A 26,531-nucleotide genomic window follows, 5' to 3' on the forward strand; every position below is an offset into this window, starting at 1 on the left:
CTTCATGTGCACTATAAGGCAAGAGTTAATTTAGAAAAATTTTATTATACCGACTCATGTTTTATTTGTTCTCACATCCTACCAAATGATCATTTATAACTCCCACCATTTGTAAATATGCATACATACTTTTAGATCCAACAAAACAAAAGCCTGCTTGTTTCATCTTTTTTGCTAGGAAGCGTGATAACTCACTTTCAGTTGGAATTTGAAATTCATTTGTCCATTGATTATTAATTATTCGATTATTTGTGCATTCCCACACGATTTTTTCTAAAGTATATCCATTTTGATGCAACCGGATTAAATTTTTAGCATTATCAAGCACTGCTTTAATTTTTCTTTGATTATTAATTGATCCAGGAATCTTTTTTTGAAAATAAGGGTCATTTTGATCGAAATTAGCTAAAATTTGTGCATCAAAATCAAAAAAGATTGTGTTTAAAATTTTTTCTTTATCTAATATCACCTGCCATTTTAATCCACATTGAAATGTAAGTAAACATAGTCGCCGAAACATTTCCTTTTCTTCGTGAATTGGCTTGCACCAAACTTTATCATGAAATTCTTGCATATTCTTCTTTGCATTATATGTCCATGGACATTTCATTAGATCACCTCCACTATACATATACGCAAATAACGAAAAAATTCTAAAAAAATATAAAAAATTAAAACAAGCAAAAACATACAAAAAAGAAGTTGTGACAAAACATTAGAAAAGGGTATGCTGTAAGGAAAAATCCGAACGAATCACGCAGTGAAGATTCGGAGGTTTTTGAACTTACAGGCATGCCCGTTTGTTTTGGAGCACGATTATATGGATATAGAAAAAAAGCTGTGACATATGTCACAGCTTCCTATCTTAGTCACGGTGTTGTCCGTTTTTGTCTAATAAACCTTTACCTAATTTTTCTGTTCCTAATTCTGTAAAGTCATAATGTAATTTAGCATTATCATTAAATTCATCAATTGCAAGTTGAATTAATTTATCAATTAATTCTGAGTAGCTAATTCCTGAAACTTCCCATAATTGTGGATAAAGTGAAATATTTGTAAACCCAGGTAATGTGTTTACTTCTCCTAAATAAGGCACATCATTTTCATCAACTAAGAAATCCATTCGTGCTAATCCGCGGTTGTCTAATGCTTTAAATGCCTTAATTGACATTTCTTGAATTTCCTTAGTTAATTTTTCTGGTAACTCAATTGGAATTTCAAATACAACTCCAGAAGCATCTACGAATTTATTATTATAGTCATAGAATTCGTCGCCATTTACATCAACCGCACCTAGTTTTGAATACTTTGGATCACGATTTCCTAATACAGAACATTCTACTTCACGTGGACTCTTAATTGCTTCTTCAACCATTACTTTATAGTCATAGCGGAAAGCTTCATCAATTGCTGCTTCGTATTCTTCTTTTGAAGAAACTTTATTGATTCCCACTGATGAACCTTGACGTGCTGGCTTAACAAAAACTGTTTCACCTAATTCAGCTGTAATTTTGCTATATGGGAAATCTGCACGTGTTTCTGGTGTAACTACCACATACTTAGTATTACGAACACCATGTAATGTCAATAATTGCTTAGTTAAATCCTTATCAAATGAATTTGCAGAAGCTGCAATTCCACTTCCAATCCAAGGTTTATTTAAAAGACGGAATAAACCTTGAACTGTTCCGTCTTCACCCATATTTCCGTGAATAACTGGATAAAATACATCAACATCCTTAACTTCTGATAAGTTTTGGATATTTGCTAAAGGATTTGAAAAATCAACATCTTTAGTTGCTTCTGCAACAACTTCATCTTCAGGTTCACCATTAAAAATTCTTAATGAGTCTTTATTTCCTAATAAAAATCCTTCTTTAGTAAACATGAAAACTGAAACTTTGTATTTATCTTTATCCAATGCATCATAGATATTATGTGCTGATCGTTTAGAAACATCATGTTCTGATGAATTTCCACCAAAGAACAATGCAATATGTAATTTTTTGTTATTATCCATTTATTTTATCACCTTTTGTATAAATTTTCGTACATAACTTGAGTTTTTATTATATCATGAAATCAATAAAATTTCATTTGAAACTCTTTAGAATAATTGAATTTGCCTCAACTGTTTATCTCTTTTACTTTTTCTTAAAAATTTAATTCTTGATTCTGCCATAACATGTTCAAATTTGCGTAAACTTTCCTTATCCCATAGAGGAAAAGCTTGTTGTTTGCGAATAAATTCTTGATTGCCAATAGCTTGCGGTATGTCCATTACATTTTTGATTTTAGGATATTGACGGTGATCTAACATTGCAACTGGTCTATTTTGTCTAAGCGCATGCTGTAAAGCAGATTCTGTTTTTCCATTTTGATCAGTTTCAACAACTACTAAGCCATCTGCTAAGCCACTTTCCCACTCATCTCTTGCTGCTAAAAACTGTCGGCGTACAATTGCACCCAAACTAAAAGTTGACATCAATGCGCCACCATGTCTTAAAATTTCAGTTGCTAATTGTTCATTTTCCTTAGGATAAATGGGTTGTTCCAAACTATGTCCTAAAATAGCTACTGTAGTTCCTTGAGCCTCTAATGCACCTTGATGAGCAGCTGTATTAGTTCCAATTGAAAGTCCACTAATGATGGTTAAACCATCATTTGCAAATTGATAAGCCATCCTTTGAGACATTTTATACCCCAATTCGGTTGGTCTTCTAGTTCCAATAAAAGCTACTGAAGGCCCTTGCAAAGCTTTGACATTACCTTTGACATAAATAATTAAAGGAAAATGTTTCAAACTTCGTAAATTATCTGGATAATCATTATCTTGATAATTTAAAACGATCATTCCCTTTTCACGTGACTTTTGTAGCAACTCATGTGCTTTGATTAGCATATTTTGCCATAATTGATAATTTAATGTGCCTTCATTTATTCGCTTGTTAATTACTGAATTTTGTTTCATATTACTAAATTCTTTAAGAATCGCTTGAGGAGAGATCGCCTCAAAAAAATTTAAAATTGTTTTTGGTCCTACTCCTTTAATCATTTCTAATGCTAAAATCAATTCTGTAAGTTGATCATTATTCATTTTTGACTCTTTTCTATACATATTTCATCTTTAATTAAAGTATAAAATCTTAGGTTAGATTATCCAAATATTCACTCCTAAAAAAAGACTGTGAAACACAGTCTTTTAAATAAAAAGTTTTAATTTTTATCAATACTTCATTTTAGCTAAAGTCTGAATTATTACTAAACATATAACTCTTATGATGATACCTCATTGACATAATTAAACCAATCCCAATCATATTACCAATCAAGGAAGATCCCCCTTGACTAATAAATGGTAATGGAATCCCTGTTAATGGAAGTAATCCGATACTCATCCCAATATTTTCAAACACGTGGAACAAGATCATCATAATAACACCTGTAGAAATATATGCATAGAATTCATTACGTGTTTCAAAAGTAACTTGAACCATTTGAAAAATTAGTAGCAAGTAAATAAAAATTAATACACAGCCACCAATAAATCCAAAGTCTTCTCCAATTACAGAGAAAATCATATCTGATTCACGAACTGGAACATACACATTTGAAACATTAAAGCCTTTACCAAATAATTGTCCTGATCCAATGGCTTCAATACTGCGCCATAATTGATAACTGGATCCAGTAGTACTATTTTCAGGATGTAACCATGCATCAATTCGTTGAAATTGATAATTTTGGAAGCCAAGATGAAGTAAAATACTTCGATCAAAAACTGCAAGATAAAGTGCTAAACCACCTAAAAGTGCAAAGCCACCAAAAATTGGTGCAATGATTTTCCAAGAGATTCCTGAAACTAAGACCATTCCACCAAAAATTGCAAGGAATACAAGTGTTGTCCCAAAGTCATTTTGTAATTTTAACAAAATGACAATTGGTAAAGTCCATAAAACCATCTTTCCAAGCAATCTCCAATCAGTTTGAAGAGTATGCTGTGGATTTTCCGAGTTATGCTCTACAATAACCCGCGCCAGCATCAAAATATACGCGGGTTTCATTACTTCAGACGGTTGAAAAGTTAATGATCCAATTGCGAACCAGCTTTTAGCACCCGTTTGAGCTGCATATGAGCGACTATATAAAAACAGTAGCAAAAACAGCAACATAATTCCGATTCCGTACGCAATTGGTGCAATTTTCCAAAGTTGTTCCGCATCAAATTGCATAATGATGACCACTGCAATAATTCCGAAAACATACCACATTGCTTGTGATACTAATGCTCTTGTTACATTCGTATTACTAGTATCATGTTCAACGGCAACATAAATCGATAACATTCCAATTACTGCCAAAACGAGAACAGAAAATACAATTCCCCAGTCAATCCGATCATCATTACTTTTGACTCTACGATTACTTTTACTATTACCCAATTTATTGACTCCTTTGCGTAATGCGTAATTATTATGAATGTAAGTGGTAATGACTGATTAAAAGATTAACAGCTTCTTCATGACTTTTTGCATTAAATGCATCGCCACTTGGAAGACTGGCGATAAATTTATGATCTTCATCTTTAATTGTTCCTAAAGATTGATCGCCTAATTTTAACTCAGAGATTTTTTCTCCATTAATTATTTTTTCATCTTCAATCAATTCAATTGTTTTTGTTTTTTTTGACACCTAATTACCTCCTTACTTTTCATCATCATAAAAAAAGTTTTCTTTCGGGTCATCTTTCCAGCTATTATTTCGCTGTAAAGAAAAATGATCTGGAAGCGGATCATATCCACCTTTTACAAATGGATTACACCTTAAAATTCGCGCAATTCCCATCAAAAGTCCTTTAAATGTTCCGTATTTTTTTAAAGCTTGCAAAGTATAATTAGAACATGTTGGATAATACCGACAACTTGGTGGAAATAAAGGCGAAATAAATCTTTGATATTGCTTTACTAGCCAAATAAAAAATTTTTTTAACATTTAACTATTTATTTTGACCATTGCTACCTAAAAGTTTCTCTAATAAAATTCCTGTTCCAATAGCAACATCATCAAGTGGAGTTTCTGAAATATGAACTGGAATATTTAAATTGTCTATTAATAATTGATCTAAACCATCAAGTAATGCACCGCCACCTGTCATCATGATTCCATGATCAATTGTATCAGCAGATAATTCAGGTGGAATAATTCCTAACACTTCTTTAGCAGCATCAACCACATTCATCATTGTTTCATTCAAAACAGGTTCAATATCATCTGATTTCAATGTAATTGTTCTTGGCAATCCAGTTACTGTATCACGTCCTCGAACATCAATTTCTTCATTACGATGACCTTTAATCACTGTTCCAATTTCAATCTTAACTTTTTCAGCTGTCCGTTCACCAATTTGTAATCCATGTTCTTTTTTAACAAAGTTTAAAATGTCCATATTTAAATGGTCACCAGCCATTTTTAATGAACGACTTGCTACGATATCGCCAAGTGATAAAAACGCAACGTCGCTTGTTCCCCCACCAATATCAATAACCATATTACCAAATGGCTTAAAAATATCTAATCCTGCACCAATTGCTGAAACTTTAGGTTCTAATTCAAGGTAAACATTGCCACCACCAATTTTTTCTGCAACTTGTCGAATTGCTTTGTGTTCAACATCAGTTGTATTAGTTGGGCAACAAATCATAATATTTGGCTTAGACATAAAACCTTTCACATTTAACTTTTTAATAAAATATGAAAGCATTTGTTCTGTGATATCAAAATCTGCAATTACTCCATCCTTCAATGGTCGAATTGCCCGAATACTTCCAGGTGTTCGTCCTACCATTTGATATGCTTCAGATCCAACAGCCAAGACTTTATTAGATTTTGAATTTATCGCAACAACAGAAGGCTCATTTAAAACGATTCCTTCTCCTTGAATATTTATTAACACATTTGCTGTACCTAAATCAATTCCAATGTCTTTTGCCATATAAATTCTCCTTCAATAACTCATTACTCAAATTAAGGATATATCTAAATTATTATACCACAGAAATAAGAGTCAATTAAAAAAATTTCAAAAATAACAGCAAAACTCAAAATAAAAAAGAGATCGGACTTACTTCCAATCCCTCTTTAATAATTAGCTATTTTCAACAGCTGATTCAACTTTCATTTCAGCTTCAGTGATATCATTTACACGTTTAATCTCAGCCCCCAAAGCAGAAAGCTTTTGATTAAAATGCCAATATCCACGATCAAGATACTCTAAATGAGTAACTTGAGTAATTCCTTTTGCAATTAATCCAGCTAATACTAATGCTGCAGCTGCACGTAAATCAGTAGCTGCTACTTCTGAACCACTAAAATCAGTTGGTCCACTTAAAATTGCTGCATTTCCTTCAATCTTAAAATTAGCATTCATTCGACGTAACTCTTCTAGATGCATAAACCGATTTTCAAAAACCGTTTCTGTTAATGTACTTGTTCCATTAGCTGCCAACTGAGCTACACTAATTTGAGGTTGCATATCAGTTGGAAAACCTGGGTGAGGTAACGTCTTTACATTTACTGCCTTTAATTCAGCCGGTCCAATCACTCTAATTCCATTTTCTTCTTGAATAATTTGAACACCCATTTCCTCAAGTTTTGAAATTAAAGGTTTATTGTGTTCTTCAATTGCATCTTTAATCAAAACATTTCCTTGAGTAATTGCTGCTGCAACCATAAAGGTACCTGCTTCAATTCGATCTTGAACAACATAATGTTCTGTTCCATGAAGATGATCTACACCTGTAACTTTAATGGTTTCTGTACCTGCTCCAGTAATTTTGGCACCCATTTTATTTAAAAAGTTTGCTAAATCAACAATTTCCGGCTCACGTGCAACATTTTCAATGATTGTGGTTCCTTGAGCTAAAGTTGCTGCCATCATTATATTTTGAGTAGCACCTACACTTGGAAAATCTAAGTAAATATTTGCACCTTTCAAACCATCCGTTGTTGCTTCTATGTAACCATCATCACGAATGATTTTAGCTCCCATTGCTTCAAGCCCTTTTAAATGAAGATCAATTGGTCTTGACCCAATTGCACATCCACCTGGCATAGCAACCTTAGCATGTTTTACTCGCGCTAAAAGTGGTCCTAATACTACAATTGAAGCTCTCATTTTTGAAACATATTTAAAAGGTGCTTCATATGATAAATCTCCCGTTGAATCAATTGCAATTTCCTTTGCTTCTTCATCAAAGCCAACTTTTACATTCAAAAAGCGAATTACATTATTCATTGTAAATACATCTGACAAGATGGGAACATTTTTTAAAACTGTACGGCCCTCAGTTGGTAAAATTGAAGCTGCTAAAATTGGTAAAACTGCATTTTTAGCGCCTTCAATTTCAACTGTACCTTTTAACTTGTTTCCACCACGAACAATTATTTTTTCCAACACTAATCCTCCATTACAATAGATATCCTAAATTTCTAACACTATCAATGAAGTTTAGGAAGAATTGACTAACTAGAAATCCGATAGCCGTTGAAACTAGTACGAGAACCAATTTAAATGCCTGTTGCTTACTTTCGTTCACATAGTAGTCTAAACGCAGACTTCGTAAAGCTATAAATGCAATTAAAATAAACATAAAATTACTAATTAGGTTTAACAGTGCGTTGATTCCGATTTGTCTCATACTATCCCTCATCCCTTAGCTTGAATTTATAATATCATATTTGCCATTTAGATAACAATATTACAAGCCATATTTTGGCAAACATTAATATTCTTTGCGTAAATTCCGCTAGCATTTTCAATATTATTACATAAAAAAAAGCGGTGATTAAATCACCGCCAGTAAATACTTTATTTAGTATTTGAAATTTTAATTCGATTAATTGCACGTTTCAATGAAACTTCAGCCCGTTTCAATTCATCAACATCGTGTGCATTTTTAGCTTGTTCAATTCGCTTTTCAGCACGATCACGTGCACGTTTTGCTCGTGATGTATCGATATTTTCTTTACGTTCTGCTGCTGAAGCAACAATTGATAATACATTATCAGAAAACTCTAAAAATCCACCACTAACAGCAATTTCATCATACTTGTTTTCAGCAGTTTGTACCCGAATTTCATCGATTGCAAGTGATGCTAAAACTGGTACGTGATTAGGCATGATCCCAAGTTCACCTTCAATTGTTTTACAAATCACAAATGAAGTCTTTTTTTCATACACTTTGCCATCAGGAGTTACAACAGATACGGTTAATTCAGGTTTGTCACTCATTTGAGACCCCTCCTTAATCGAGATTTTCTGTCATTTGTTTTGCTTTCTTGATTACATCTTCAATTGGTCCACATGAACGGAAAGCATCTTCTGGTAAATCATCGTATTTACCTTCCAAGATTTCCTTAAAGTCCTTAACAGTCTTTTCAACTGGAACATATGAACCTGGTTGACCTGTAAATTGTTCAGCAACGTGGAAGTTTTGCGATAAGAAGAACTGAACTCTACGTGCACGTGCAACAACTACTTTTTCTTCATCAGATAATTCATCCATACCTAAAATAGAGATAATATCTTGTAATTCACGATAGCGTTGCAAAATGTGTTGCACTTCAGTTGCAACTTTATAGTGTTCTTCCCCAACAATTTCAGGCGCTAAAGCACTTGAAGTTGATGCCAATGGGTCTACGGCTGGGTAAATCCCTTGTTGTGTTAATGAACGTTCCAAGTTAGTAGTTGCATCCAAGTGAGCAAATGTAGTTGCAGGAGCAGGATCAGTATAATCATCAGCTGGAACATAAACAGCTTGAATTGATGTAATTGATCCTTTCTTAGTTGAAGTAATTCGTTCTTGTAATTGACCCATTTCAGTTGCCAATGTTGGTTGATAACCTACGGCAGAAGGAATCCGGCCAAGCAAAGCTGAAACTTCTGAACCAGCTTGTGTAAACCGGAAAATATTATCAATGAATAACAATACATCTTGGCCTTCAACATCACGGAAGTATTCCGCAATTGTTAATCCTGTTAATGCAACCCGCATACGAGCTCCAGGTGGCTCATTCATTTGTCCAAAGACCATGGCTGTTTTTTCTAAAACACCTGATTCTTTCATTTCATAGTAAAGGTCATTACCTTCACGTGTTCTTTCACCAACACCTGTAAATACTGAAATCCCATTATGTTCTTCAGCAATGTTGTGAATTAATTCTTGAATTAAAACGGTCTTACCAACACCAGCACCACCAAATAAACCTGTTTTTCCACCTTTGATATAAGGCTCTAACAAGTCAATAACCTTAATCCCAGTTTCCAAAATTTCTGTTCCGGGATGTAATTCATCATAAGCTGGAGCATTCCGGTGAATTGGATTACGTTTATGATCATCACTAAATTTAGGTCCATCATCAATTGTGTCACCTAAAACGTTAAATACCCGTCCAAGTGTATCATCACCTACTGGAACGCTAATTGATGAACCTGTATCTGTAACTTTAGTACCACGTACTAAGCCATCAGTTGTGTCCATCGCAATTGTCCGCATTACTCCATCACCAAGTTCAAGAGCAACTTCAATTACTAAGTTTGTTCCATCCTCGCGTTTTACATGAAGCGCGTTATTGATCTTAGGCAAAGATTCATCTAAAGGGAATTGAACGTCAACGACAGGACCGATAACTTGAACTACTTTACCAGTACTCATTCGTAAATTCCTCCCATATTATTCTAATGCAGCCTGTGCACCTGTAATTTCAGTAATTTCAGTAGTAATAGCACTTTGACGTGCACGGTTATACTGCAATTGTAATGAAGAAATAATATCATCTGCATTATCAGATGCTGACTTCATCGCAGTTGAACTAGATGCATGTTCAGAAGTTTTTGCATCTAAAATTGCGCCATAAACTAAACTTTCAGCATATTGAGGCAAAACAACTTCCAAGATAGCATCTTGTGAAGGTTCTGTATCATATTCAGGCGTAAACTTACCACTTGCTGAATCGCTTAAAGCGTCATCTTCCATGTCACCTACATTTTCAGCAGTGATTGGCAACATTTGTTCAGCACGAAATGCAGATGTCAGTGTATTAACAAAGTGGTTATAGCATACATATAATTTATCATATGCTTCACCGGCAAACATGGTTACAATTGTTTGCACAATTGGACGGACTTCTTTAAATTTAGGAACATCATTTACACCAGTATATTCATAGCCAATGTTGTATCCCCGTTGTTTAAAGAAATCAATTCCTGTATTACCGATTGCTAAAATCACAATATCATCTTTTTTGTTTTCAGCTTGACTCACCTTTTGAATTAAATTCATTGTTTCTCTTAATACAGTTGAGTTATAGCTACCAACTAAGCCACGATCAGACGTAATTACAACAATTCCAATTTTCTTAACCGGACGTTGTTGTAACATTCCTAATGTATTAATTCCATTAGCATTGCTAGACATACCTGAAGTACTATCTAATAAATGTGATTTGGCAAGATGAGTAATTACACTTCGAATCTTGGCGGCATAGACTTGATAACCTTGAGTATGTTTTTGAATTTGATTTAACTTTACAGTTGATACCATTTGCATGGCATTTGTAATTTGTTGCGTTTTTTTAGTAGAACTAATTCGACGCTTAACATTTTGTAAAGATTCAGCCATCAGCCTTCACCACCCTTTCTATTTCTTACTTGCTTGAAATGTATCTGCAAATTCTTTAATTGCTTCATCAAGCTTTTTAGTATCTGGTAAATTACCAGTCTTTTTGATTTCATCAAGTAAATCTTTATGGTTACTATCAAAGTAATCAAACATTTCATTTTGGAATCTTAAAATATCATCTACTAAGACATTGTCTAAGAATCCATGAGTTAATGCATAAAGAATCAAAACTTGTTTTTCAACAGGTAATGTCTTATGCAATGGTTGTTTTAATACTTCTACTGTACGACGTCCACGATTCAATTTAGCTTGAGTAGCTTCATCTAAATCTGAACCAAATTGAGTAAATGATTTCAATTCATTATATGAAGCTAAATCCAAACGTAATGTTCCGGCAACTTTTTTCATTGCTTTAATTTGCGCAGCTCCACCAACCCGGGAAACTGAAGTACCGGCATCAATCGCTGGACGAATTCCAGCATAAAATTTATCACTATCTAAGAAGATTTGTCCATCTGTAATTGAAATAACGTTAGTTGGAATGTACGCTGAAACGTCTCCGGCTTTAGTTTCAATAAATGGTAAAGCTGTCATTGAACCTCCACCAAGCTTATCATTTAACTTAGCAGCACGTTCAAGTAACCGTGAATGCAAGTAGAAAATATCGCCAGGATAAGCTTCACGACCAGGTGGTCTTCTCAAAATCAATGATAATTCACGATAAGCATCAGCTTGTTTTGATAAATCATCATAAACAATCAAAACATTTTGACCATTAAACATGAATTCTTCACCCATTGCAGCACCTGCATAAGGAGCAATATAAAGCATTGGTGCAGGTTCTGATGGTCCCGCTGAAACGACAATTGTATAATCCATTGCTCCAAATTTACGTAAAGTTTCTACTTGTTCACGTACAGTTGATTCTTTTTGTCCAATTGCAACATAAATACAAATCATATCTTGATCTTTTTGATTGATAATTGTATCAATTGCAAGTGAAGTTTTCCCAGTCTTTCGATCCCCGATAATCAATTCACGTTGACCACGACCAATTGGAACTAAAGCATCAATCGCTTTAATCCCAGTTTGAAGTGGTTCGGAAACTGATTGTCGATCCATAACACCAGGTGCTTTTCGTTCTACTGGACGTGTTTTATCAGTTTTAATCTCGCCTAACCCATCAATTGGTTGACCTAAAGGATTAACAACCCGACCAATCAATTCTTTACCAACAGGAACTTCCATAATACGGCCTGTCCGCTTAACTGTATCGCCTTCGCGAATTCCGTCGAAATCACCTAAAATAACGATCCCAACATCTGTTGATTCCAAGTTTTGAGCCATTCCATAAACTCCATTTTGGAATTCTACTAATTCACCGGATAAGGCGTTATCGAGACCGTTAGCACGAGCAATACCATCACCAATATATGTAACAGTACCAACTTCATCAACAGATAAATTTTCTTGATAATCTGCTAATTGTTTTTTAATAAGAGCACTGATTTCCTCAGCCTTAATGCTCATAAAAGTCTCACCTCTTTATCTTTTTAATAACAGACGTTTAACTTGTTCAATTTTAGATCTGATTGAGCCATCATAAATATGATTTTGTGATTGTAAAATCACCCCACCAATAATGCTTGGATCAACCTTTTCATCTAAAATAACTTGATTTGCATCTTCTAACTTAGCAAACGTTTTTGCAAGTCGATCTTTTTGTTGCTCATCAAGTGCAATCGCTGTTCTTACGGTTGCACGAACAATTTTACGCTTTGCATCATATTGTCTGTTAAACTCATCGATGATTGCTTCTAAGTTAGAAATTCGATGGTAATCAAATAACATATTTAATAAATTAGCCACTAAACTTGAAGCATTTTTAGTAATTTCATTTAAAGTATCTTTTTTTACTTTTTCATCGATTTGAGGACTTGTCATAAAAACGACTAATCCAGGTTCTTTCTCTAAAGCTGCTTTAATTTGATTTAATTCTTCTGCCGTTTCAGCAAGCGAATTTTGTTCTTGCGCAACTTCAAAAAGGGCTTTGCCATAACGACGTGCAACTGTTGCATTATCTATTGCCATTTTGCTTTCCCAACCCTTCAATATATGAATCAACGATTTGTTTTTGACTTTCTTGATCCAATTCTTTTTGAATAATCTTCGAAGCAATTTCAATAGATAATTCAGCGACATCGTTTTTTACGCTAGACAAGGCATCTTGCTTTTCTTGTTGAATGTCTTTTTTAGCGTTGGCCTTCATTGTCTTAACTTCTTCATTTGCAGCATTGACAATTGAAGCCTTTTGTTGTTCACCATTTTGTTTTGCACGATCGATAATGTCTGCAGCTTCGTTTCGTGAATCATCTAAAGCAGCTTGACGTTTTTGAGCTAATTCTTCAGCTTCTTTGCGTGCTTTTTCAGCTGAGTCAATATCATTTGAAATTTTTGTAGCCCGTTTATCCATCATTTCTGTAACTGGGCCCCATGCAAATTTTTTAACGATCAATACCATTACAATGAATAAGACTAAATAAAAAAGAAAGTCTCCCCATTGTACGCTAGCATCGCCAAGTAAAAATGTTGAATACATCTATTGACACCTCCTTCATTCAAGAATAACTGTTGTTATTTAATGTAGAAGGCCTATTTAGCGTATAACATGAATGCAATAACAATTGCAATAATAGGAACAGCTTCAACTAAACCAACACCAATGAACATCTTTGTTTGTAATCTGCTTTCTAATTCTGGTTGACGTGAAACTCCTTCAATCATTTTTGAAATAATTAAACCGTTACCAATACCTGTACCTAAAGCTGCAAGCCCTGCTGCAAGTCCTGCACCTAGTAAAGCTAATCCTGTTGTCATATATTACATCCTCCTTATGTATATGTGTAATTATTCTTTTTCGACCTTTTGAGTAATATAAGCCATTGTCAATACTACGAAGACATAGGCTTGGATTGATCCAATAAAGACGGAGAATCCTTGCCAAATCATTTCTAACAAAGTCGCCGGCACAAATGATACTAATCCAAATGATTCGCCTAATTGGAAAATCAATTTTACCAATACTTCACCCGCAAAAATATTACCATATAACCGAAGCGCTAACGTAATGAAGTTAGTAAATTGTTCGATAATTTTAATTGGTAATAATGCTGGAGCAGGACTTAAGAAAGTATTCTTTAAATATCCTGAAAATCCAAAACGATTGATTCCAACAACATGAGTAATTACTAATACCATGAATGCTAAAGTCAATGTTGTCATTGGTGAAGCGGTTGGACTTTTTACATATGTGACGTCTCCAACTACAAATTGAATAGCCAATCCTAATTGGTTAGATACGAAAATAAAGACAAATAGTACAAATGCAAATAAACCGTATTTATCCCCTTCTGAATCTGGAAGTGTTGATTTAACAATTCCATTTGTAAAATCAACAATCCATTCGAGAACATTTTGTTTGCCGGTTGGTTTCATCTTTAAATTGCGTGATAGCCAAATCAAAACACTACAAACAATAATTGCTGCTACAATTCCAGAAACACAGTTCCCTACATCAAAAGATAATCCTCCAAATAGCTTGACAATTTTCGTTCCGTCATCAAACACCAAGTCTCACCTCTTTTCAGTATATGATAGGTTGAAACGTTATGGTCGAACCTTAAATTGTTTGATTCAAAGATGGACAATCTCTGAATACAACTTTCATAATACCACCAATCCAAACAAATCACAAAGCCAATTTTCGCGTTTACCCTGTATCATTACTTACTTCTTGCAATAAATTGTAAGCGTTTATCTCTTTATATCACATGGCTTTAAACCGCTAGTTAATGGCATTTTTATAATTGATAAATTCATTAATTAAATTTATAGATCCATATGTTAATATAAATTTCATCTATTTTATTTAGTTCCAAATAAGCGGTCTCCAGCATCCCCTAAACCTGGAACAATATATCCATTTTCATTTAAATGATCATCTAAAGCCGCTGCATAAACATCAATATCTGGGTGGGCTTTGCGCAATGTTTCGACTCCTTCAGGAGCGGCAACTAAACATACGAACCGAATAGATTTTGCTCCCCGCTTTTTCAAAGCATCAACTGCTGCAACAGCTGAACCACCTGTAGCTAACATTGGATCAACAATAATCATTTCGCGTTGATCTAAATGATCAGGCATCTTCACAAAATACTCATGTGGTTGTAATGTTTCTTCATCACGATACATTCCAATATGCCCAACTTTGGCTGCTGGCAACAATTCAAGAACACCGTCAACCATTCCTAAACCTGCACGTAAAATTGGTACAACGACCACTTTTTTACCTGCGAGTTTTTTTTCAACGGCTTTGGCAACTGGAGTTTCAACTTCAACATCTTCTAACGGCATGTCACGTGAAACTTCATAAACCATTAATTCAGCAATTTCATTAACAATTTCACGAAATTCACGTGTACCACAGTCTTTATCCCGAATAATTGTTAACTTATGTTGAATCAAAGGATGATCCAAAACTTCAAATTTTCCCATGCTTAACATCTCCTTAATTTAATTTTAATTTCGGTTCATTTTTATTTTATCGAAATTTATTTCTTTTGGCTACCTTAAACGCAAAGTTTGGTTGTCACTGGCCTTTTTCAAATGATTCATATAAGCCTCGCCAATCCCACTTGAATTGAATTTTTGCGATAAAATTAACTTTACATGTTTGTCATTATCAAGAAAGCGAATCGCTGCAAAAAACTTTTGGCTAGCTGTCGTTACATCAGTGCCTAAATTGAAAAATTCTAATTTTGATGGAATATTTTCTAATATTTCATCCGTAGCCATAATTCCAATTTTTTCATTTTGATTAACTGCCCATTCAATTGCTTCTTGCCATTCAGTGCTATTAACCATTAAAATTTGAGCATTTGGTTTATAGTGCTTAAATCGAGTTGCAGGCACTTTAGTTGTTTGCTTTGGCAGATGAACTTTTTTACCTAAAGTTGTTTCAATTGTTTGTGCACTAATGGCTCCCAATCTAATCAGTGTAGGCTGGCTTTGACTCAAATCAATAATCGTTGACTCCATTCCTACTGCAGTAGGACCATCATCAACTATTCCGGCAATTTTTCCATTCATATCATGCAATACATGTTGAGCGGTTGTTGGACTTGGTTTTCCTGAAAGATTAGCAGAAGGCCCCACAATTGGAGTTTGAGCCGCTTGAATCATTTGTAACGTAACTTGATTATCTGGCATTCTAAATGCTGCTGTTTTTAATCCCCCAGTTACAATTGGAGATAGCGAATGAGGCTTAACTTTAAATATCAAAGTCAATGGTCCTGGCCAAAATTTATTAATCAATTTCATTCCATCTTCACTAATTTCATCTACAAAGCGTTTAACCATTTCAATTGAGGATACAGTTACATTTAATGGATTTTTAGTTGAACGGCCTTTTGCTTGAAAAACTTTTCTAACTGCATCTTCATTCGTCGCATCAGCTCCTAAACCATAAACCGTTTCTGTGGGAAAAGCAATTAACTTTCCTAATTTTATGTCTTGAGCTGCTTTTTTTACCTCATTAGGCTGATAGATTCGGGTCTTTTCCATTTTATTCCTACTTTCTAAAATTTAATTCTAACCATCCGATCATGTCCATTAATGTCTTTTTTGAGATCAATTTTAGCATGTATAAATTTTTTTTGAAAAATTTCTTGAACCATTTTTCCTTGCTTAAACCCAATTTCTAAATACATAACTGCATTATTATTTAAATATTGTTCACATGTTTGTGCAATTCGCTGATATATTTCAAGACCGTCATTAGCTGCAAATAAAGCTTGATGTGGTTCATGCTCTAATACACTTTGATCCATATATTGAACTTCATTTTCACTAATATATGGTGGATTTGAAACAATCACATCAAATTTAGTATTGATTTGTTCAAAAAGATCACTTTGAATTAAGTCAACCTTTAAGTTCAAATTCTTAGCATTTTCATTTGCTACTTTCAAAGCCGCTGATGAAATATCTGATAAAGTCACATCCCAATTTTTTCGATAAGATTTTAAAGCTAAGCCAATGGCACCTGTTCCCGCTCCAATATCCAATATCCTTTGAGGATTATTTTGTGGAAAATCCTTTAAAATCCATTCAATGAGTTCTTCTGTTTCCATTCGTGGAATTAAAGTATCTTTTGTCACATTAAAAGGTAACCCATAAAACTGTGTTTCACCTAAAATATATTGAACGGGCCATCCTTTTTGATACAAAACCACATTGTCTTTAAACTGATCAAAATCTTTTTCCTTCATTTCATCCCGCAAGTGAAGAAGTAAATCAGTGGTTGTCCACTTCATTTGTCCTGTTAGTAATAATTCAATTGCTGTTTTAGTTTCTGAATCTTCTTTTTTGATAAAAGAAAAAGCCCACTGCTGGGCCTTTAAGTAAGTCATTTTATTCATTTTGCAATTTCTCCAATGCCTTAGTTTGATCATATAGCACTAAAGCGTCAATGATGTCATCTAATTCACCATTCATAATCCGATCTAATTTATTTAATGTTAAACCAATTCGGTGATCGGTTACTCGATTTTGCGGATAATTGTATGTTCTAATTCTTTCAGAACGATCACCGGTACCCACAGCTGACTTCCGGTTTTCATCATATTCAGTTTGTTCTTGTGATTTATAGTAATCATATACTCGTGCTTTTAAAATCCGCATTGCTTTTTCGCGGTTTTGTTGTTGTGAACGTTGATCTTGCATTGAAACAACAATTCCTGTTGGCAAGTGAGTCATGCGGACAGCAGATGATGTTTTATTAATATGTTGTCCCCCAGCACCACTAGACCGGAAAACATCTACCCGAATATCTTTTGGATCAATTTCAATTTCGATGTCCTCTTCTTCAGGCATTACAACAACTGTGGCAGTTGAAGTGTGGACTCGTCCAGCTGATTCAGTTACTGGAACCCGTTGAACCCGATGAGCTCCACTTTCATACTTCAACTTAGAATATACATTCTTCCCATTAATAAGAAGAACAATTTCTTTAAAGCCACCTACTTCAGTTAAGTTTTTATCAATAACTTCAATTGACCAACCTTGTCTTTCAGCATATTTACTATACATTCCAAATAAATCTGCAGCAAATAAACTGGCTTCATCACCACCAGCAGCTCCACGAATTTCCATAATAATGTTTTTATCATCATTAGGATCTTTAGGAATTAGCAAAATTTTAATTTCATCTTCTAATTTAGCTTTTTCTTCTTTTGAAGCTGCCAGTTCTTCTTTTACCATTGAAGTCATTTCGTCATCATCAAGACCTGCATTTAGCATTTCTTCATCATCTTTAATTTGTTGCGTTACTTTTTTATATTGATTATATTTCTCAACTGTTTCACGTAAATCTGCCATTTCTTTTGACAATTTTGTAAATCGATTTGTATCTGCAATTACATCAGGATCTGAAAGTAATTCTCCTAACTCTTCATATCGATCTTCAAGCATTTGCAAACGATCAAATAATCTATCCATTTTTTCCTCCAACTATTTATTGTTTTTCTTTAATTTCATCTACCGGTGGATTGAAGTAATGGCGCCGGCAAACTGGGAAGTAAGCTTCATTCCCACCAATCATAATTTGTTCACCTGAATATACTGGTTGTCCATCGTTAATTCGTAAATTCATTGTTGCTTTTTTATTACAAAACCAACAAATTGTCTTCATTTCTTCAATTTTATCAGCATAAAGTAGTAAATATTTTGAACCTTCAAATAACTCATTGCGAAAATCGTTTTTTAATCCAAAGGTCATAACTGGAATATTAAGTTCATCAACTACTTTAGTTAATTGCAAAACATGTTTTTTCTTTAAAAATTGAGCTTCATCAACCAGTACACATGCAATTTTTTCTGATGCATTTTTTTGATGCACATAATCATAAACATCAGTATCGTCATATATTGGAGTAGCAGATCTTTTCAATCCTATTCGACTTGAAACAAATCCTACTCCATCACGATTATCCAAAGCACTTGTCATTAAAATAACTTTTTTATCTTGCTCTTCATAATTATGTGCAACTTTTAAAATTTCAATTGACTTACCACTGTTCATTGCACCATATCGAAAAAATAATTGTGCCATTCAATTCACTTCCCATTTTTGCATTCTCTTCTAGTATATACGATTTATGATTAAATTTCACTGGTAATTCTAACTTTAACTAAATTGCGTTCAAATCTCCCCTATTGTATATCTTCTAAAGTCCGATTATAATTTTTTATGCAATTTATGATAAAATACAAAAAGAATACCTATATTGTGGAGGAATTTAATATGTCAATTAAAAGCAGTCTTGCAATTGCTGCTGGTAAATCATCCCACTGGTTTTTGCATAATTTTATGCACGGTGGGACTTCTTTGCCTGGAAAACTTACCTTAGCAATTGATCCTGATGTTTTGCAAGCATTAGCAAAGGATTATGAAATTATCATTGTAACCGGAACTAATGGAAAGACTTTAACTACTTCCTTAACAGTTAAAGTACTTTCTGCAAAATATCAAAACATTTTAACTAATCCAAGTGGTTCAAATATGAAGCAAGGGATTGTTACTGCTTTTTTAACTGCTAAAAAAGTCAAAAGTGGCAAGAAAATCGCAGTACTTGAAACTGATGAAGCTAACGTTCCATTAATTTCACAATACGTTAAACCAAGTGCATATGTTTTAACTAATCTATTCCGTGATCAACTTGACCGTTATGGTGAAATTTACACTACCTATAATAAAATTTTAAAGGGAATCAAAATGCATCCTGATGCTAAAATCATCGCTAATGGGGATGAACCCCTCTTTAATAGTGTAAAATTACCTAACCCAACGGTTTACTATGGATTTAATAATCAACCTGACCAGGATCAAAAAGCGCCTGCTAATACCGATGGAGTTTTATGTCCAAAATGCCATCATATCATTCGGTTTAAGAGCAGAACTTATGGTAATTTAGGTAAATATTATTGTCCACACTGTGGATTCAAGCGACCTGAATTAACTTATGAAGTAACTGAAATCATTGATCAAACTCCTCAATCATCCACATTTAAAATCAATGGTAATGAAGTTACTCTTCATATTGGTGGAACTTATAACATTTATAATGCACTAGCTGCTTATGCAGTTGGAAGCGAATTTGGACTTTTACCATTTGAAATTACAAAAGCACTTAGTATCAATGATCAAAAAATCTTTGGTCGTCAAGAAATAATTAAAATTGGTAATAAAGAAATCACCTTAATTTTAGTTAAAAATCCTGTTGGCTTAGATCAAGTTCTGCAAATGATTAAAACAGATTCGAAACCATTTTCATTAGCTGTTTTATTAAATGCAAATTATGCAGATGGAATTGATACTAGTTGGATTTGGGATGGTTCGTTTGAAGAATTACCATTTGAACACATTCCTTCAATTTTAGCTGGTGGTGAACGGTATAAAGATATCACCTTCCGCTTAAGAGTTGCTGGTGTTCCTGAAGATAAATTCCATCAACGGGAAAATCTAACTGACGCTGTTAAATTTATTGAACAAATGCCAACAGATCATGTATATGTATTAGCCACATATACTGCAGTTCTTCAATTACGTAAATTACTTGCAGATCAAGGCTATATCAAAGGAGGAATGCACTAATGAAATATGAATTGCGTTTAGCACATCTTTACGGTGATTTACTAAACACATATAGCGATGTTGGTAACATTTTAGTAATGCAATACTACGCTAAACAAATGGATACTGATATTGATGTAACTTTAGTTTCTCTTGATGATATCTTTAAAGCAGATGATTTTGATATTGCATTGTTTGGTGGTGGTCAAGATTTCGAACAAAAAATTGTCTCAAAAGACTTGCCAAATAAACATGATGAAATTCAAAAATTTATTGAAGAAGATAAACCTTTACTTGCAATTTGTGGTGGTTACCAAATGCTTGGCAAATACTATGTTGGTGCAGATGGTACTAAAATCCCTGGGTTAGGTGTTTTAAGTCATTGGACTGAAACCCAAAAAGATAATCGATTTATCGGTGATGTAGTAATTCAAAATGAAGAAACTGGCGAAAAATATCATGGTTTTGAAAACCACAGCGGCGTAACTTACCTTGGTGAAAATGAACGTCCTTTAGGAAAAGTTCTTAAAGGAAATGGTAACAATGGTCAAGATGGATCAGAAGGTGTCATTTATAAAAACACTTATGGAACTTACTTCCATGGCCCTATTCTTGCTCGTAATGGTAATCTTGCTAAAAGACTTTTATTATGTGCTTTAAAACAAAAATATCCTAATGAAAATTTTGCTGCACAAGAGGCTTTAGAGATTAAACCAACATACTAATAATAATTTAAAATGTTCGGATTAACTTTCATATCAATTCGAATATTAATGTGATAAAAAATAAATTATTTAATAATTAGAACCATGTAAAGATTTACATGGTTCTTTTTTGTTTGTGATTTATTTAATTTCTTACTTTTTTTCACTAAAATCTTAATTTTTACACTCTTTACAGATTAAATTAGCTTGCGTAAAATTAAGACAATTTATACGTAAGGATGATGATCGTGCAAACTGTTGATTTAAAAATTACTAGTAATCATGTACTAAATGTATTTTCAAGAACATTTGAGCCTAATGTTTTATGGATCAATGATGGTAAAATTGTTGCCACTGGAAAACAACCCGCTTTAATTGCGAATTCCACATTAGATTATTCTGATAAATATCTTGTTCCAGGATTTATTGATGCACATGTTCACATTGAAAGTTCTCTAGTTAAACCTAGTGAGTTGGGAAAGCTTTTATTGCAACAAGGAACAACCTCAATCTTTGCTGATCCCCACGAAATTGCCAACGTTTATGGTACTTATGGCATTGATTACATGCTCAGTGATGCTGAAAATTCGCCCTTAAATACTTTCATTATGCTTCCTTCCTGTGTTCCTTGTACTAATTTTGAACATAATTACGAAAAACTCAATTCATCTAAATTACTTCCTTATTATGAAAATGCTCAAGTACGCGGCTTAGCTGAATTAATGGACTTTCCTGCAGTTGCTAACCGTGATCAAGATATGCTTCAAAAAATTGCAGATTGTTTAAATCACAATCGTCAAATTGATGGGCATGGAGCTGGATTATCTCGTTATCAACTTGATATTTTTCGTCAAAATCACATCTCAACCGATCATGAATGCACAACTCCAAAACAAGTTTTAGATCGTATTAATGAAGGCTTTTTCGTATTTTTACGTGAAGGAACTGTAGAACGCGATTTAGATAACATCATTTCCGTTGTAAATGAGTCAAATGCACAACGTTTTGCCTTTTGTACTGATGATAAGTTAATTAATACATTAATCGATGAAGGTGGCATTAATTTTTGTATCAAACAAGCAATTCAACATGGTGTTCAACCCGAAACGGCATACACAATGGCAAGTTACAATGCAGCGTTAGCACATCAAACTCCTCATATTGGGGCTTTAAGTACTAATTATAATGCTGATATCGTTGTTTTAGACGATTACCATACTGTTAAAGTTAATACCGTCATAAAAGATGGCCTTTTATTAGATCAATTTTCTCAATTAACTAAACCATCAACCATTACAAACTCAATGAATTATAAGTTAACTAAAAAGCAACTTGAGTTACCAATTAAAACCAATAAAGCTCATGTAATTGAAATCATCCCTAACCATATTGAAACTAAACATTCTATTATTAATGTGCCTACTCAAAATCATTTATTTATTCCTAATACGCAACAAGACCTGCTAAAAATTGTTGTAGTTGAAAGACACCATCAACTTGGAACTGTTGGAGTTGGAATTGTACATGGATTTAAACTAAAAAATGGTGCGGTTGCATCAACAATTGCACATGATTCTCATAATATTATTGCAGTTGGAACTAATGACGATGATATTTTTGCAGCCATCAACCATTTAGGAGCTGTTAATGGAGGAATTACCTTATTTAATCACCAAAAAGAAATCGCGACAATGCCACTTCCAATTGCAGGCTTAATGTCTGATAAACCATATCAACAAGCTGTTGAAGAACTTAATCAGATTACCGCAACATATCATCAGCTTAGTGATCCAATTGACTTTGATCCTTTTATTACATTATCGTTTTTAGCCTTACCAGTTATTCCGACTTTAAAGATTACTGATCAAGGTTTGTATGATTTTGATCAGCAAAAATTTATTTCTGTAGAAACGGAAGCATAAAATATGCAAATAAAATAAGGTTGCACTGAAAAAGTGCAACCTTATTTTTAAGCTTCTTTTCCTGGTTCAGATGCGATTATTTGAAGATTACCTTTTAATGTCCATGTTTTTACATCAAATGGTAAAATAAAATGCATTCCTTTTTTGATGGAATATTCTTTATTATCTACAGTTATCGTTCCTTTACCATCTAATACCGAAACCAAAGTATAAGGAGCTTCTTTTCGTTCAAATGTTCCTTTACCATCTTCAAGTTTCCATTCATAAACTGCAAAGAATTTAGTTGATACAAATTGAGTAACTTGAACGTCTCCTACAAGATAATGTTTTTGCTTTAATTGCGGATCTTTATGAGGAACATTTGTACAATCGGTTGATTGTTTTAAATGCAATTCACGTTTTTTACCATTATTTGCATCTATGCGATCAAAATCATACAAACGATAAGTAGTATCTGAACTTTGTTGCGTTTCGAGCACCATAATTCCTTTTCCGATTGCATGAACTGTTCCACTTGGTACATATAAAAAGTCGCCAGCATGAACAGGAACTTTTCGTAATAAATGATCCCAATCATGTTCATCGATCATTTTTTGTAATTCTTGGCGTGACTTGGCATTATGACCATAATACATTACAGCACCTTCATCAGCTTTAATTACATACCAGCATTCTGTTTTTCCTAGTTCGTTTTCATGTTCTTGAGCATATTGATCATCTGGATGCACTTGAACTGAAAGATCTTGTTTTGCATCCAAAATTTTGGTTAATAGTGGAAATACATCACCTTTCGCATTTCCAAAAACTTCGCGATGATTTTGCCAAACCTCATCAAGTGTTTCACCTTTATAAGGACCATTTTCTACAATTGCTGGACCATGTTCATGTGCTGAAATTGCCCAGCACTCTCCAGTATGATCACTTGGAATATCATATCCAAATTCAGTTTTTAATCGATTTCCACCCCATATTTTTTCTTGAAAAACTGGTTTTAAAAACATTGGTTCTGTCATCATATACTACCTTCATTTCATAAATGTATATACATTTATTTTAGCAACACTTTTTCCAAATGTAAACGCAATCATTTCTATAAAATAAACTTTTCTACAATTTGATCACGCCGTTTTAAAAATTCTTCATTGTCACTACTTGGATGAACCCGATTAGTTAATACAATTAATCCTCGATGCTTTTGTTTATTTAATACTATGAAAGTTCCAGTATATCCTGTATGGTAAATCCAAGGAGTGCGATCTTTTTTAGAAAAACGCAAATCCCAACCTAAAGAACGACCTAAATGGTGCGTTGTCCAATCTTTAAAAAGTGAATCAATGGTGGTAGTCTTTAAAACTTTATTTTGACAACGATCACCAAAAATCCATTCAGAGAATTTAATTAAATCATTTAATGTCATAAATAAGCCGGCAGAAGCACAGTGTTCTTTTAAAATAAATGCTTTAGGATCATGTACACTTCCCTGAATTAGTCCTCGCTTTTTAGTCACTTCAGTCGGCACACAATTAGCTTTTACTGGATTAAAAGTACTTTCCATTAAATTTAGTGGCTTTAAAACTTCATTAGTAATAACTTGGTGGACATTTTGCTGATAGATTTGTTCAATAATTTGTCCTAACATAATCAATCCCACATCTGTATAGACTACTTTTTGATCAAACCACTCTGCTACAGGAAGCGCATCAAGCGCAGCTAATAATTGATCTGCAGGTAATTGATTACGATGAGGAATGTATCCTGAAATTGCTGATGTGTGAGTTAGTAGATGTCTTAAAGTAACCCGTGAATCTTTAAAAAGAGGAATAAAATCACAGACCCGATCATCTAAAGAAAGCCTTTCTTCTTCAACTAAATGCAATATTACACTCGTTGTTCCAACTACTTTTGTTAAGGATGCAACATCATAAAGCATTCCCCAATGAAGTGGTTTTTCTGTGGGAACCAATTGACTTTTTCCAAAAACTTCAACTTCAGTTTTTTCTTTATCAAGAATTGCATATGAAATTCCGGGAACAACTTTTTCGGTCACTAGTTTTTTTAAATCATTTTTTACATCGTGATCTAACATTCAAATCCTCCTGTTTCAGTTGATTAATATATTGAATTTTAAACTCCCCATTTTCATAATCTACTAAGCTTGCTCTTGAATTATCTAACAAGAAAAGTGGGACATTTCCATATAAATTTTCAATAAAATTAGATAAGATTAATCCATGAGTTACAATTAAAATATTGCATTCTTGATCGCCATACTCATCACCAATTAACTTCAATGCTCGTTTAAACCGTTTATTTAAATGTGCTGAATCTTCAATTTTTTCTGTTCCATCCATTGTCCTAAAAATTTTAATTAGTTCACTAACATGCTCCTCGTTTAAAAAAGCACGCAATATCTTTTTTAACCCCAATGTCCGTAATGCTTGAGGGATCAATTTTAAATTTTTAGCTTCTTCAAATTGACCAAAACTCATTTCACGTAAGTCTGGATCTTGATATACAGGCGGAATTCTCCGTTTATTTTCTTCTAAAATGTATTGTGCAGTATCTTGAGTGCGTTTTAAATCACTCGTAAAAACAACCTTGAATTGAATATTCCTTAACTCATATCCTAACCGCTTAGCCATCCGAATTCCCCGTTTTGTTAATGGGGAATCAGTAATGCCTTGTAAACGTGCTTCCCGATTTAATTTTGTTTGTCCGTGTCTGACAAGGTAGAAATGCACAACTGCCACTATAAAATTCCCCTTTCGTAGCTACTAATTATTTCTATTATAAACCAAAGATAGGTTCTATATAAGCTATCATGATTACTCTTTTTCAAAATTCCTGTTAAAATATAATTAACTTATTGGAGAGAAGGATTTATTGTGGAATTAAAATATGATCCAATTTACACTACTTTAAAACAAATTAACAACCATCCTAATATGATTCTTAAAACTAAAAATCCTTATAGTAATGTAATTCAGCTTTTCATTTCAGACTCAATTCCAATTAATGATGCATCATTTTATTTTCCTACAAATAAATTAATGGTTAATCGTTTACCTGACAGTTTTGTCCAAGATCATCGTAATCTTTTGGAAAAATATTGGCACCACACACATGCATTTGAAAAAAATTTCACTTTTAAAGAAGTTTGGGCAACAACTGCCCACTTAAACACAGCTAAAGCATTTTTAATTGAACTATCCTTTGAATGAAAATAACCTAAGATTAATCTAAATTAATCTTAGGTTATTATTTTAATCATCTAAATCTTCTTCAATGTTTAACCCATACAAATCATTAACTGGTTCATCCTTTTTAACTTGATGCACAACAACTAATGCAATTGCACCTTTTGCAGAAACATATCCAGCAAATTGGGTAATTTCTTCAACTTGATAAACAAGACCATCAGCATTATAAATATATTGACCTACTTCAGGCATCACTTCAAATTCAGCTTTATTCATTCGATAATAATCTTCATTATGAATATCGTGCATCACAATTAATACTTTATGCATCTTTC

At 33.5% G+C, this 26,531-nt stretch carries 30 protein-coding genes; 4 read left to right on the forward strand and 26 right to left on the reverse strand.

Annotation, left to right across the window (positions count from 1 at the left end; translation table 11 throughout):
* Positions 1–61 precede the first annotated feature (61 nt).
* The 22 genes from ACWCL1_RS02945 to ACWCL1_RS03050 form a co-directional block, all read right to left on the reverse strand.
* Positions 62–610 carry a DNA-3-methyladenine glycosylase I gene (locus ACWCL1_RS02945; RefSeq protein WP_454545444.1) on the reverse strand — a complete coding sequence of 183 codons (549 nt, stop codon included), beginning with the start codon at positions 608–610 and terminating at the stop codon, positions 62–64.
* 255 nt (positions 611–865) lie between these two features.
* Positions 866–2,020, reverse strand: a complete 1,155-nt coding sequence (locus ACWCL1_RS02950; RefSeq protein WP_454545445.1) for a D-alanine--D-alanine ligase family protein — start codon at positions 2,018–2,020, stop codon at positions 866–868.
* Positions 2,021–2,107: 87 nt separating this feature from the next.
* Positions 2,108–3,097 (reverse strand): DNA-processing protein DprA, encoded by a 990-nt coding sequence (locus tag ACWCL1_RS02955; RefSeq protein WP_454545446.1) that lies wholly within the window; start codon positions 3,095–3,097, stop codon positions 2,108–2,110.
* A 142-nt stretch (positions 3,098–3,239) separates the two neighbouring features.
* A complete protein-coding gene (locus ACWCL1_RS02960; RefSeq protein ID WP_454545447.1) occupies positions 3,240–4,442 on the reverse strand; it encodes an FtsW/RodA/SpoVE family cell cycle protein in 1,203 nt (400 codons plus the stop codon).
* A 31-nt stretch (positions 4,443–4,473) separates the two neighbouring features.
* Positions 4,474–4,692, reverse strand: coding sequence for a DUF2969 domain-containing protein (locus tag ACWCL1_RS02965; RefSeq protein WP_454545448.1), 219 nt, complete (start codon positions 4,690–4,692; stop codon positions 4,474–4,476).
* Positions 4,693–4,704: 12 nt separating this feature from the next.
* On the reverse strand, positions 4,705–4,992 hold the full coding sequence (yidD, locus tag ACWCL1_RS02970) for a membrane protein insertion efficiency factor YidD (RefSeq protein WP_454545449.1): 288 nt from the start codon (positions 4,990–4,992) through the stop codon (positions 4,705–4,707).
* Between the two features lie 4 nt (positions 4,993–4,996).
* Entirely contained in the window at positions 4,997–5,992 is a 996-nt protein-coding gene (gene mreB, locus ACWCL1_RS02975) for a rod shape-determining protein MreB (RefSeq protein ID WP_454545450.1), read from the reverse strand.
* 153 nt (positions 5,993–6,145) lie between these two features.
* On the reverse strand, positions 6,146–7,453 hold the full coding sequence (gene murA / locus ACWCL1_RS02980) for a UDP-N-acetylglucosamine 1-carboxyvinyltransferase (RefSeq protein WP_454545451.1): 1,308 nt from the start codon (positions 7,451–7,453) through the stop codon (positions 6,146–6,148).
* Positions 7,454–7,466: 13 nt separating this feature from the next.
* The gene (locus tag ACWCL1_RS02985; protein ID WP_454545452.1) at positions 7,467–7,709 is read right to left on the reverse strand and encodes a DUF1146 family protein; all 243 of its coding nucleotides are present in this window, start codon (positions 7,707–7,709) and stop codon (positions 7,467–7,469) included.
* Between the two features lie 158 nt (positions 7,710–7,867).
* Positions 7,868–8,290, reverse strand: a complete 423-nt coding sequence (locus ACWCL1_RS02990; protein WP_454545453.1) for a F0F1 ATP synthase subunit epsilon — start codon at positions 8,288–8,290, stop codon at positions 7,868–7,870.
* Positions 8,291–8,303: 13 nt separating this feature from the next.
* Positions 8,304–9,713 carry a F0F1 ATP synthase subunit beta gene (gene atpD / locus ACWCL1_RS02995; RefSeq protein ID WP_454545454.1) on the reverse strand — a complete coding sequence of 470 codons (1,410 nt, stop codon included), beginning with the start codon at positions 9,711–9,713 and terminating at the stop codon, positions 8,304–8,306.
* Between the two features lie 18 nt (positions 9,714–9,731).
* Positions 9,732–10,679 (reverse strand): F0F1 ATP synthase subunit gamma, encoded by a 948-nt coding sequence (locus ACWCL1_RS03000; protein WP_454545455.1) that lies wholly within the window; start codon positions 10,677–10,679, stop codon positions 9,732–9,734.
* An 18-nt stretch (positions 10,680–10,697) separates the two neighbouring features.
* A complete protein-coding gene (atpA, locus tag ACWCL1_RS03005) occupies positions 10,698–12,209 on the reverse strand; it encodes a F0F1 ATP synthase subunit alpha (protein WP_454545456.1) in 1,512 nt (503 codons plus the stop codon).
* A 15-nt stretch (positions 12,210–12,224) separates the two neighbouring features.
* Positions 12,225–12,770, reverse strand: coding sequence for a F0F1 ATP synthase subunit delta (locus ACWCL1_RS03010; protein ID WP_454545457.1), 546 nt, complete (start codon positions 12,768–12,770; stop codon positions 12,225–12,227).
* Positions 12,757–13,278: a F0F1 ATP synthase subunit B gene (gene atpF, locus ACWCL1_RS03015; protein ID WP_454545458.1), complete on the reverse strand. Its 522-nt coding sequence runs from the start codon at positions 13,276–13,278 to the stop codon at positions 12,757–12,759. Before atpF ends, ACWCL1_RS03010 begins: the two co-directional genes overlap by 14 nt.
* Positions 13,279–13,331: 53 nt before the next feature.
* Complete coding sequence (atpE, locus tag ACWCL1_RS03020) at positions 13,332–13,556, reverse strand: F0F1 ATP synthase subunit C (protein ID WP_454545459.1); 225 nt, start codon at positions 13,554–13,556, stop codon at positions 13,332–13,334.
* Positions 13,557–13,586: 30 nt separating this feature from the next.
* Positions 13,587–14,306 (reverse strand): F0F1 ATP synthase subunit A, encoded by a 720-nt coding sequence (gene atpB, locus ACWCL1_RS03025; protein WP_454545460.1) that lies wholly within the window; start codon positions 14,304–14,306, stop codon positions 13,587–13,589.
* A 297-nt stretch (positions 14,307–14,603) separates the two neighbouring features.
* The gene (gene upp, locus ACWCL1_RS03030) at positions 14,604–15,233 is read right to left on the reverse strand and encodes a uracil phosphoribosyltransferase (protein WP_454545461.1); all 630 of its coding nucleotides are present in this window, start codon (positions 15,231–15,233) and stop codon (positions 14,604–14,606) included.
* Positions 15,234–15,302: 69 nt separating this feature from the next.
* Positions 15,303–16,301 carry an L-threonylcarbamoyladenylate synthase gene (locus tag ACWCL1_RS03035; protein WP_454545462.1) on the reverse strand — a complete coding sequence of 333 codons (999 nt, stop codon included), beginning with the start codon at positions 16,299–16,301 and terminating at the stop codon, positions 15,303–15,305.
* Positions 16,302–16,315: 14 nt separating this feature from the next.
* A complete protein-coding gene (gene prmC, locus ACWCL1_RS03040; RefSeq protein ID WP_454545463.1) occupies positions 16,316–17,158 on the reverse strand; it encodes a peptide chain release factor N(5)-glutamine methyltransferase in 843 nt (280 codons plus the stop codon).
* A complete protein-coding gene (gene prfA / locus ACWCL1_RS03045) occupies positions 17,151–18,236 on the reverse strand; it encodes a peptide chain release factor 1 (protein ID WP_454545464.1) in 1,086 nt (361 codons plus the stop codon). Before prfA ends, prmC begins: the two co-directional genes overlap by 8 nt.
* A gap of 16 nt (positions 18,237–18,252) precedes the next feature.
* Positions 18,253–18,849: a thymidine kinase gene (locus ACWCL1_RS03050; protein ID WP_454545465.1), complete on the reverse strand. Its 597-nt coding sequence runs from the start codon at positions 18,847–18,849 to the stop codon at positions 18,253–18,255.
* 192 nt (positions 18,850–19,041) lie between these two features.
* On the opposite strand from ACWCL1_RS03050, the gene ACWCL1_RS03055 reads away from it, so the two are divergent.
* The 3 genes from ACWCL1_RS03055 to ade all read left to right on the forward strand — a co-directional run bounded on the left by ACWCL1_RS03055 (position 19,042) and on the right by ade (position 22,996).
* Positions 19,042–20,391: a MurT ligase domain-containing protein gene (locus tag ACWCL1_RS03055; RefSeq protein WP_454545466.1), complete on the forward strand. Its 1,350-nt coding sequence runs from the start codon at positions 19,042–19,044 to the stop codon at positions 20,389–20,391.
* Entirely contained in the window at positions 20,391–21,095 is a 705-nt protein-coding gene (locus ACWCL1_RS03060) for a type 1 glutamine amidotransferase (protein WP_454545467.1), read from the forward strand. The genes ACWCL1_RS03055 and ACWCL1_RS03060 overlap by 1 nt, the downstream gene beginning before the upstream one ends.
* Positions 21,096–21,316: 221 nt before the next feature.
* Positions 21,317–22,996 (forward strand): adenine deaminase, encoded by a 1,680-nt coding sequence (gene ade, locus ACWCL1_RS03065; protein WP_454545468.1) that lies wholly within the window; start codon positions 21,317–21,319, stop codon positions 22,994–22,996.
* A gap of 47 nt (positions 22,997–23,043) precedes the next feature.
* Here ade and manA read toward each other — a convergent pair whose 3' ends face one another.
* From manA to ACWCL1_RS03080, 3 genes are all read right to left on the reverse strand, one after another.
* Entirely contained in the window at positions 23,044–24,009 is a 966-nt protein-coding gene (manA, locus tag ACWCL1_RS03070) for a mannose-6-phosphate isomerase, class I (protein ID WP_454545469.1), read from the reverse strand.
* Positions 24,010–24,086: 77 nt separating this feature from the next.
* Positions 24,087–25,082: a serine hydrolase domain-containing protein gene (locus tag ACWCL1_RS03075; RefSeq protein ID WP_454545470.1), complete on the reverse strand. Its 996-nt coding sequence runs from the start codon at positions 25,080–25,082 to the stop codon at positions 24,087–24,089.
* On the reverse strand, positions 25,057–25,746 hold the full coding sequence (locus tag ACWCL1_RS03080) for a histidine phosphatase family protein (protein WP_454545471.1): 690 nt from the start codon (positions 25,744–25,746) through the stop codon (positions 25,057–25,059). The genes ACWCL1_RS03075 and ACWCL1_RS03080 overlap by 26 nt, the downstream gene beginning before the upstream one ends.
* A 135-nt stretch (positions 25,747–25,881) precedes the next feature.
* Here ACWCL1_RS03080 and ACWCL1_RS03085 point away from each other — a divergent pair, with 135 nt between their 5' ends.
* Entirely contained in the window at positions 25,882–26,217 is a 336-nt protein-coding gene (locus tag ACWCL1_RS03085) for a hypothetical protein (RefSeq protein WP_454545472.1), read from the forward strand.
* A gap of 42 nt (positions 26,218–26,259) precedes the next feature.
* Here ACWCL1_RS03085 and ACWCL1_RS03090 read toward each other — a convergent pair whose 3' ends face one another.
* A complete protein-coding gene (locus ACWCL1_RS03090; protein WP_454545473.1) occupies positions 26,260–26,526 on the reverse strand; it encodes a LysR family transcriptional regulator in 267 nt (88 codons plus the stop codon).
* Positions 26,527–26,531: the final 5 nt, after the last annotated feature.

The organism is Ligilactobacillus sp. LYQ135, from assembly GCF_053711055.1.

Coding starts and splice junctions, on each gene's coding strand:
- ACWCL1_RS03060 (WP_454545467.1), top strand. CDS start 20,391: ATGAAATATGAATTGCGTTTAGCACATCTTTACGGTGATTTACTAAAC.
- ade (WP_454545468.1), top strand. CDS start 21,317: ATGATCGTGCAAACTGTTGATTTAAAAATTACTAGTAATCATGTACTA.
- prfA (WP_454545464.1), bottom strand. CDS start 18,236: ATGGATAGATTATTTGATCGTTTGCAAATGCTTGAAGATCGATATGAA.
- ACWCL1_RS03035 (WP_454545462.1), bottom strand. CDS start 16,301: ATGGAAAAGACCCGAATCTATCAGCCTAATGAGGTAAAAAAAGCAGCT.
- ACWCL1_RS03050 (WP_454545465.1), bottom strand. CDS start 18,849: ATGGCACAATTATTTTTTCGATATGGTGCAATGAACAGTGGTAAGTCA.
- upp (WP_454545461.1), bottom strand. CDS start 15,233: ATGGGAAAATTTGAAGTTTTGGATCATCCTTTGATTCAACATAAGTTA.
- ACWCL1_RS02955 (WP_454545446.1), bottom strand. CDS start 3,097: ATGAATAATGATCAACTTACAGAATTGATTTTAGCATTAGAAATGATT.
- mreB (WP_454545450.1), bottom strand. CDS start 5,992: ATGGCAAAAGACATTGGAATTGATTTAGGTACAGCAAATGTGTTAATA.
- ACWCL1_RS03090 (WP_454545473.1), bottom strand. CDS start 26,526: ATGCATAAAGTATTAATTGTGATGCACGATATTCATAATGAAGATTAT.
- manA (WP_454545469.1), bottom strand. CDS start 24,009: ATGACAGAACCAATGTTTTTAAAACCAGTTTTTCAAGAAAAAATATGG.
- ACWCL1_RS03010 (WP_454545457.1), bottom strand. CDS start 12,770: ATGGCAATAGATAATGCAACAGTTGCACGTCGTTATGGCAAAGCCCTT.
- ACWCL1_RS02990 (WP_454545453.1), bottom strand. CDS start 8,290: ATGAGTGACAAACCTGAATTAACCGTATCTGTTGTAACTCCTGATGGC.
- ACWCL1_RS03075 (WP_454545470.1), bottom strand. CDS start 25,082: ATGTTAGATCACGATGTAAAAAATGATTTAAAAAAACTAGTGACCGAA.
- atpE (WP_454545459.1), bottom strand. CDS start 13,556: ATGACAACAGGATTAGCTTTACTAGGTGCAGGACTTGCAGCAGGGCTT.
- prmC (WP_454545463.1), bottom strand. CDS start 17,158: ATGAATAAAATGACTTACTTAAAGGCCCAGCAGTGGGCTTTTTCTTTT.
- atpA (WP_454545456.1), bottom strand. CDS start 12,209: ATGAGCATTAAGGCTGAGGAAATCAGTGCTCTTATTAAAAAACAATTA.
- ACWCL1_RS02985 (WP_454545452.1), bottom strand. CDS start 7,709: ATGAGGGATAGTATGAGACAAATCGGAATCAACGCACTGTTAAACCTA.
- atpF (WP_454545458.1), bottom strand. CDS start 13,278: ATGTATTCAACATTTTTACTTGGCGATGCTAGCGTACAATGGGGAGAC.
- yidD (WP_454545449.1), bottom strand. CDS start 4,992: ATGTTAAAAAAATTTTTTATTTGGCTAGTAAAGCAATATCAAAGATTT.
- ACWCL1_RS02945 (WP_454545444.1), bottom strand. CDS start 610: ATGAAATGTCCATGGACATATAATGCAAAGAAGAATATGCAAGAATTT.
- atpD (WP_454545454.1), bottom strand. CDS start 9,713: ATGAGTACTGGTAAAGTAGTTCAAGTTATCGGTCCTGTCGTTGACGTT.
- ACWCL1_RS02950 (WP_454545445.1), bottom strand. CDS start 2,020: ATGGATAATAACAAAAAATTACATATTGCATTGTTCTTTGGTGGAAAT.
- ACWCL1_RS03055 (WP_454545466.1), top strand. CDS start 19,042: ATGTCAATTAAAAGCAGTCTTGCAATTGCTGCTGGTAAATCATCCCAC.
- ACWCL1_RS03000 (WP_454545455.1), bottom strand. CDS start 10,679: ATGGCTGAATCTTTACAAAATGTTAAGCGTCGAATTAGTTCTACTAAA.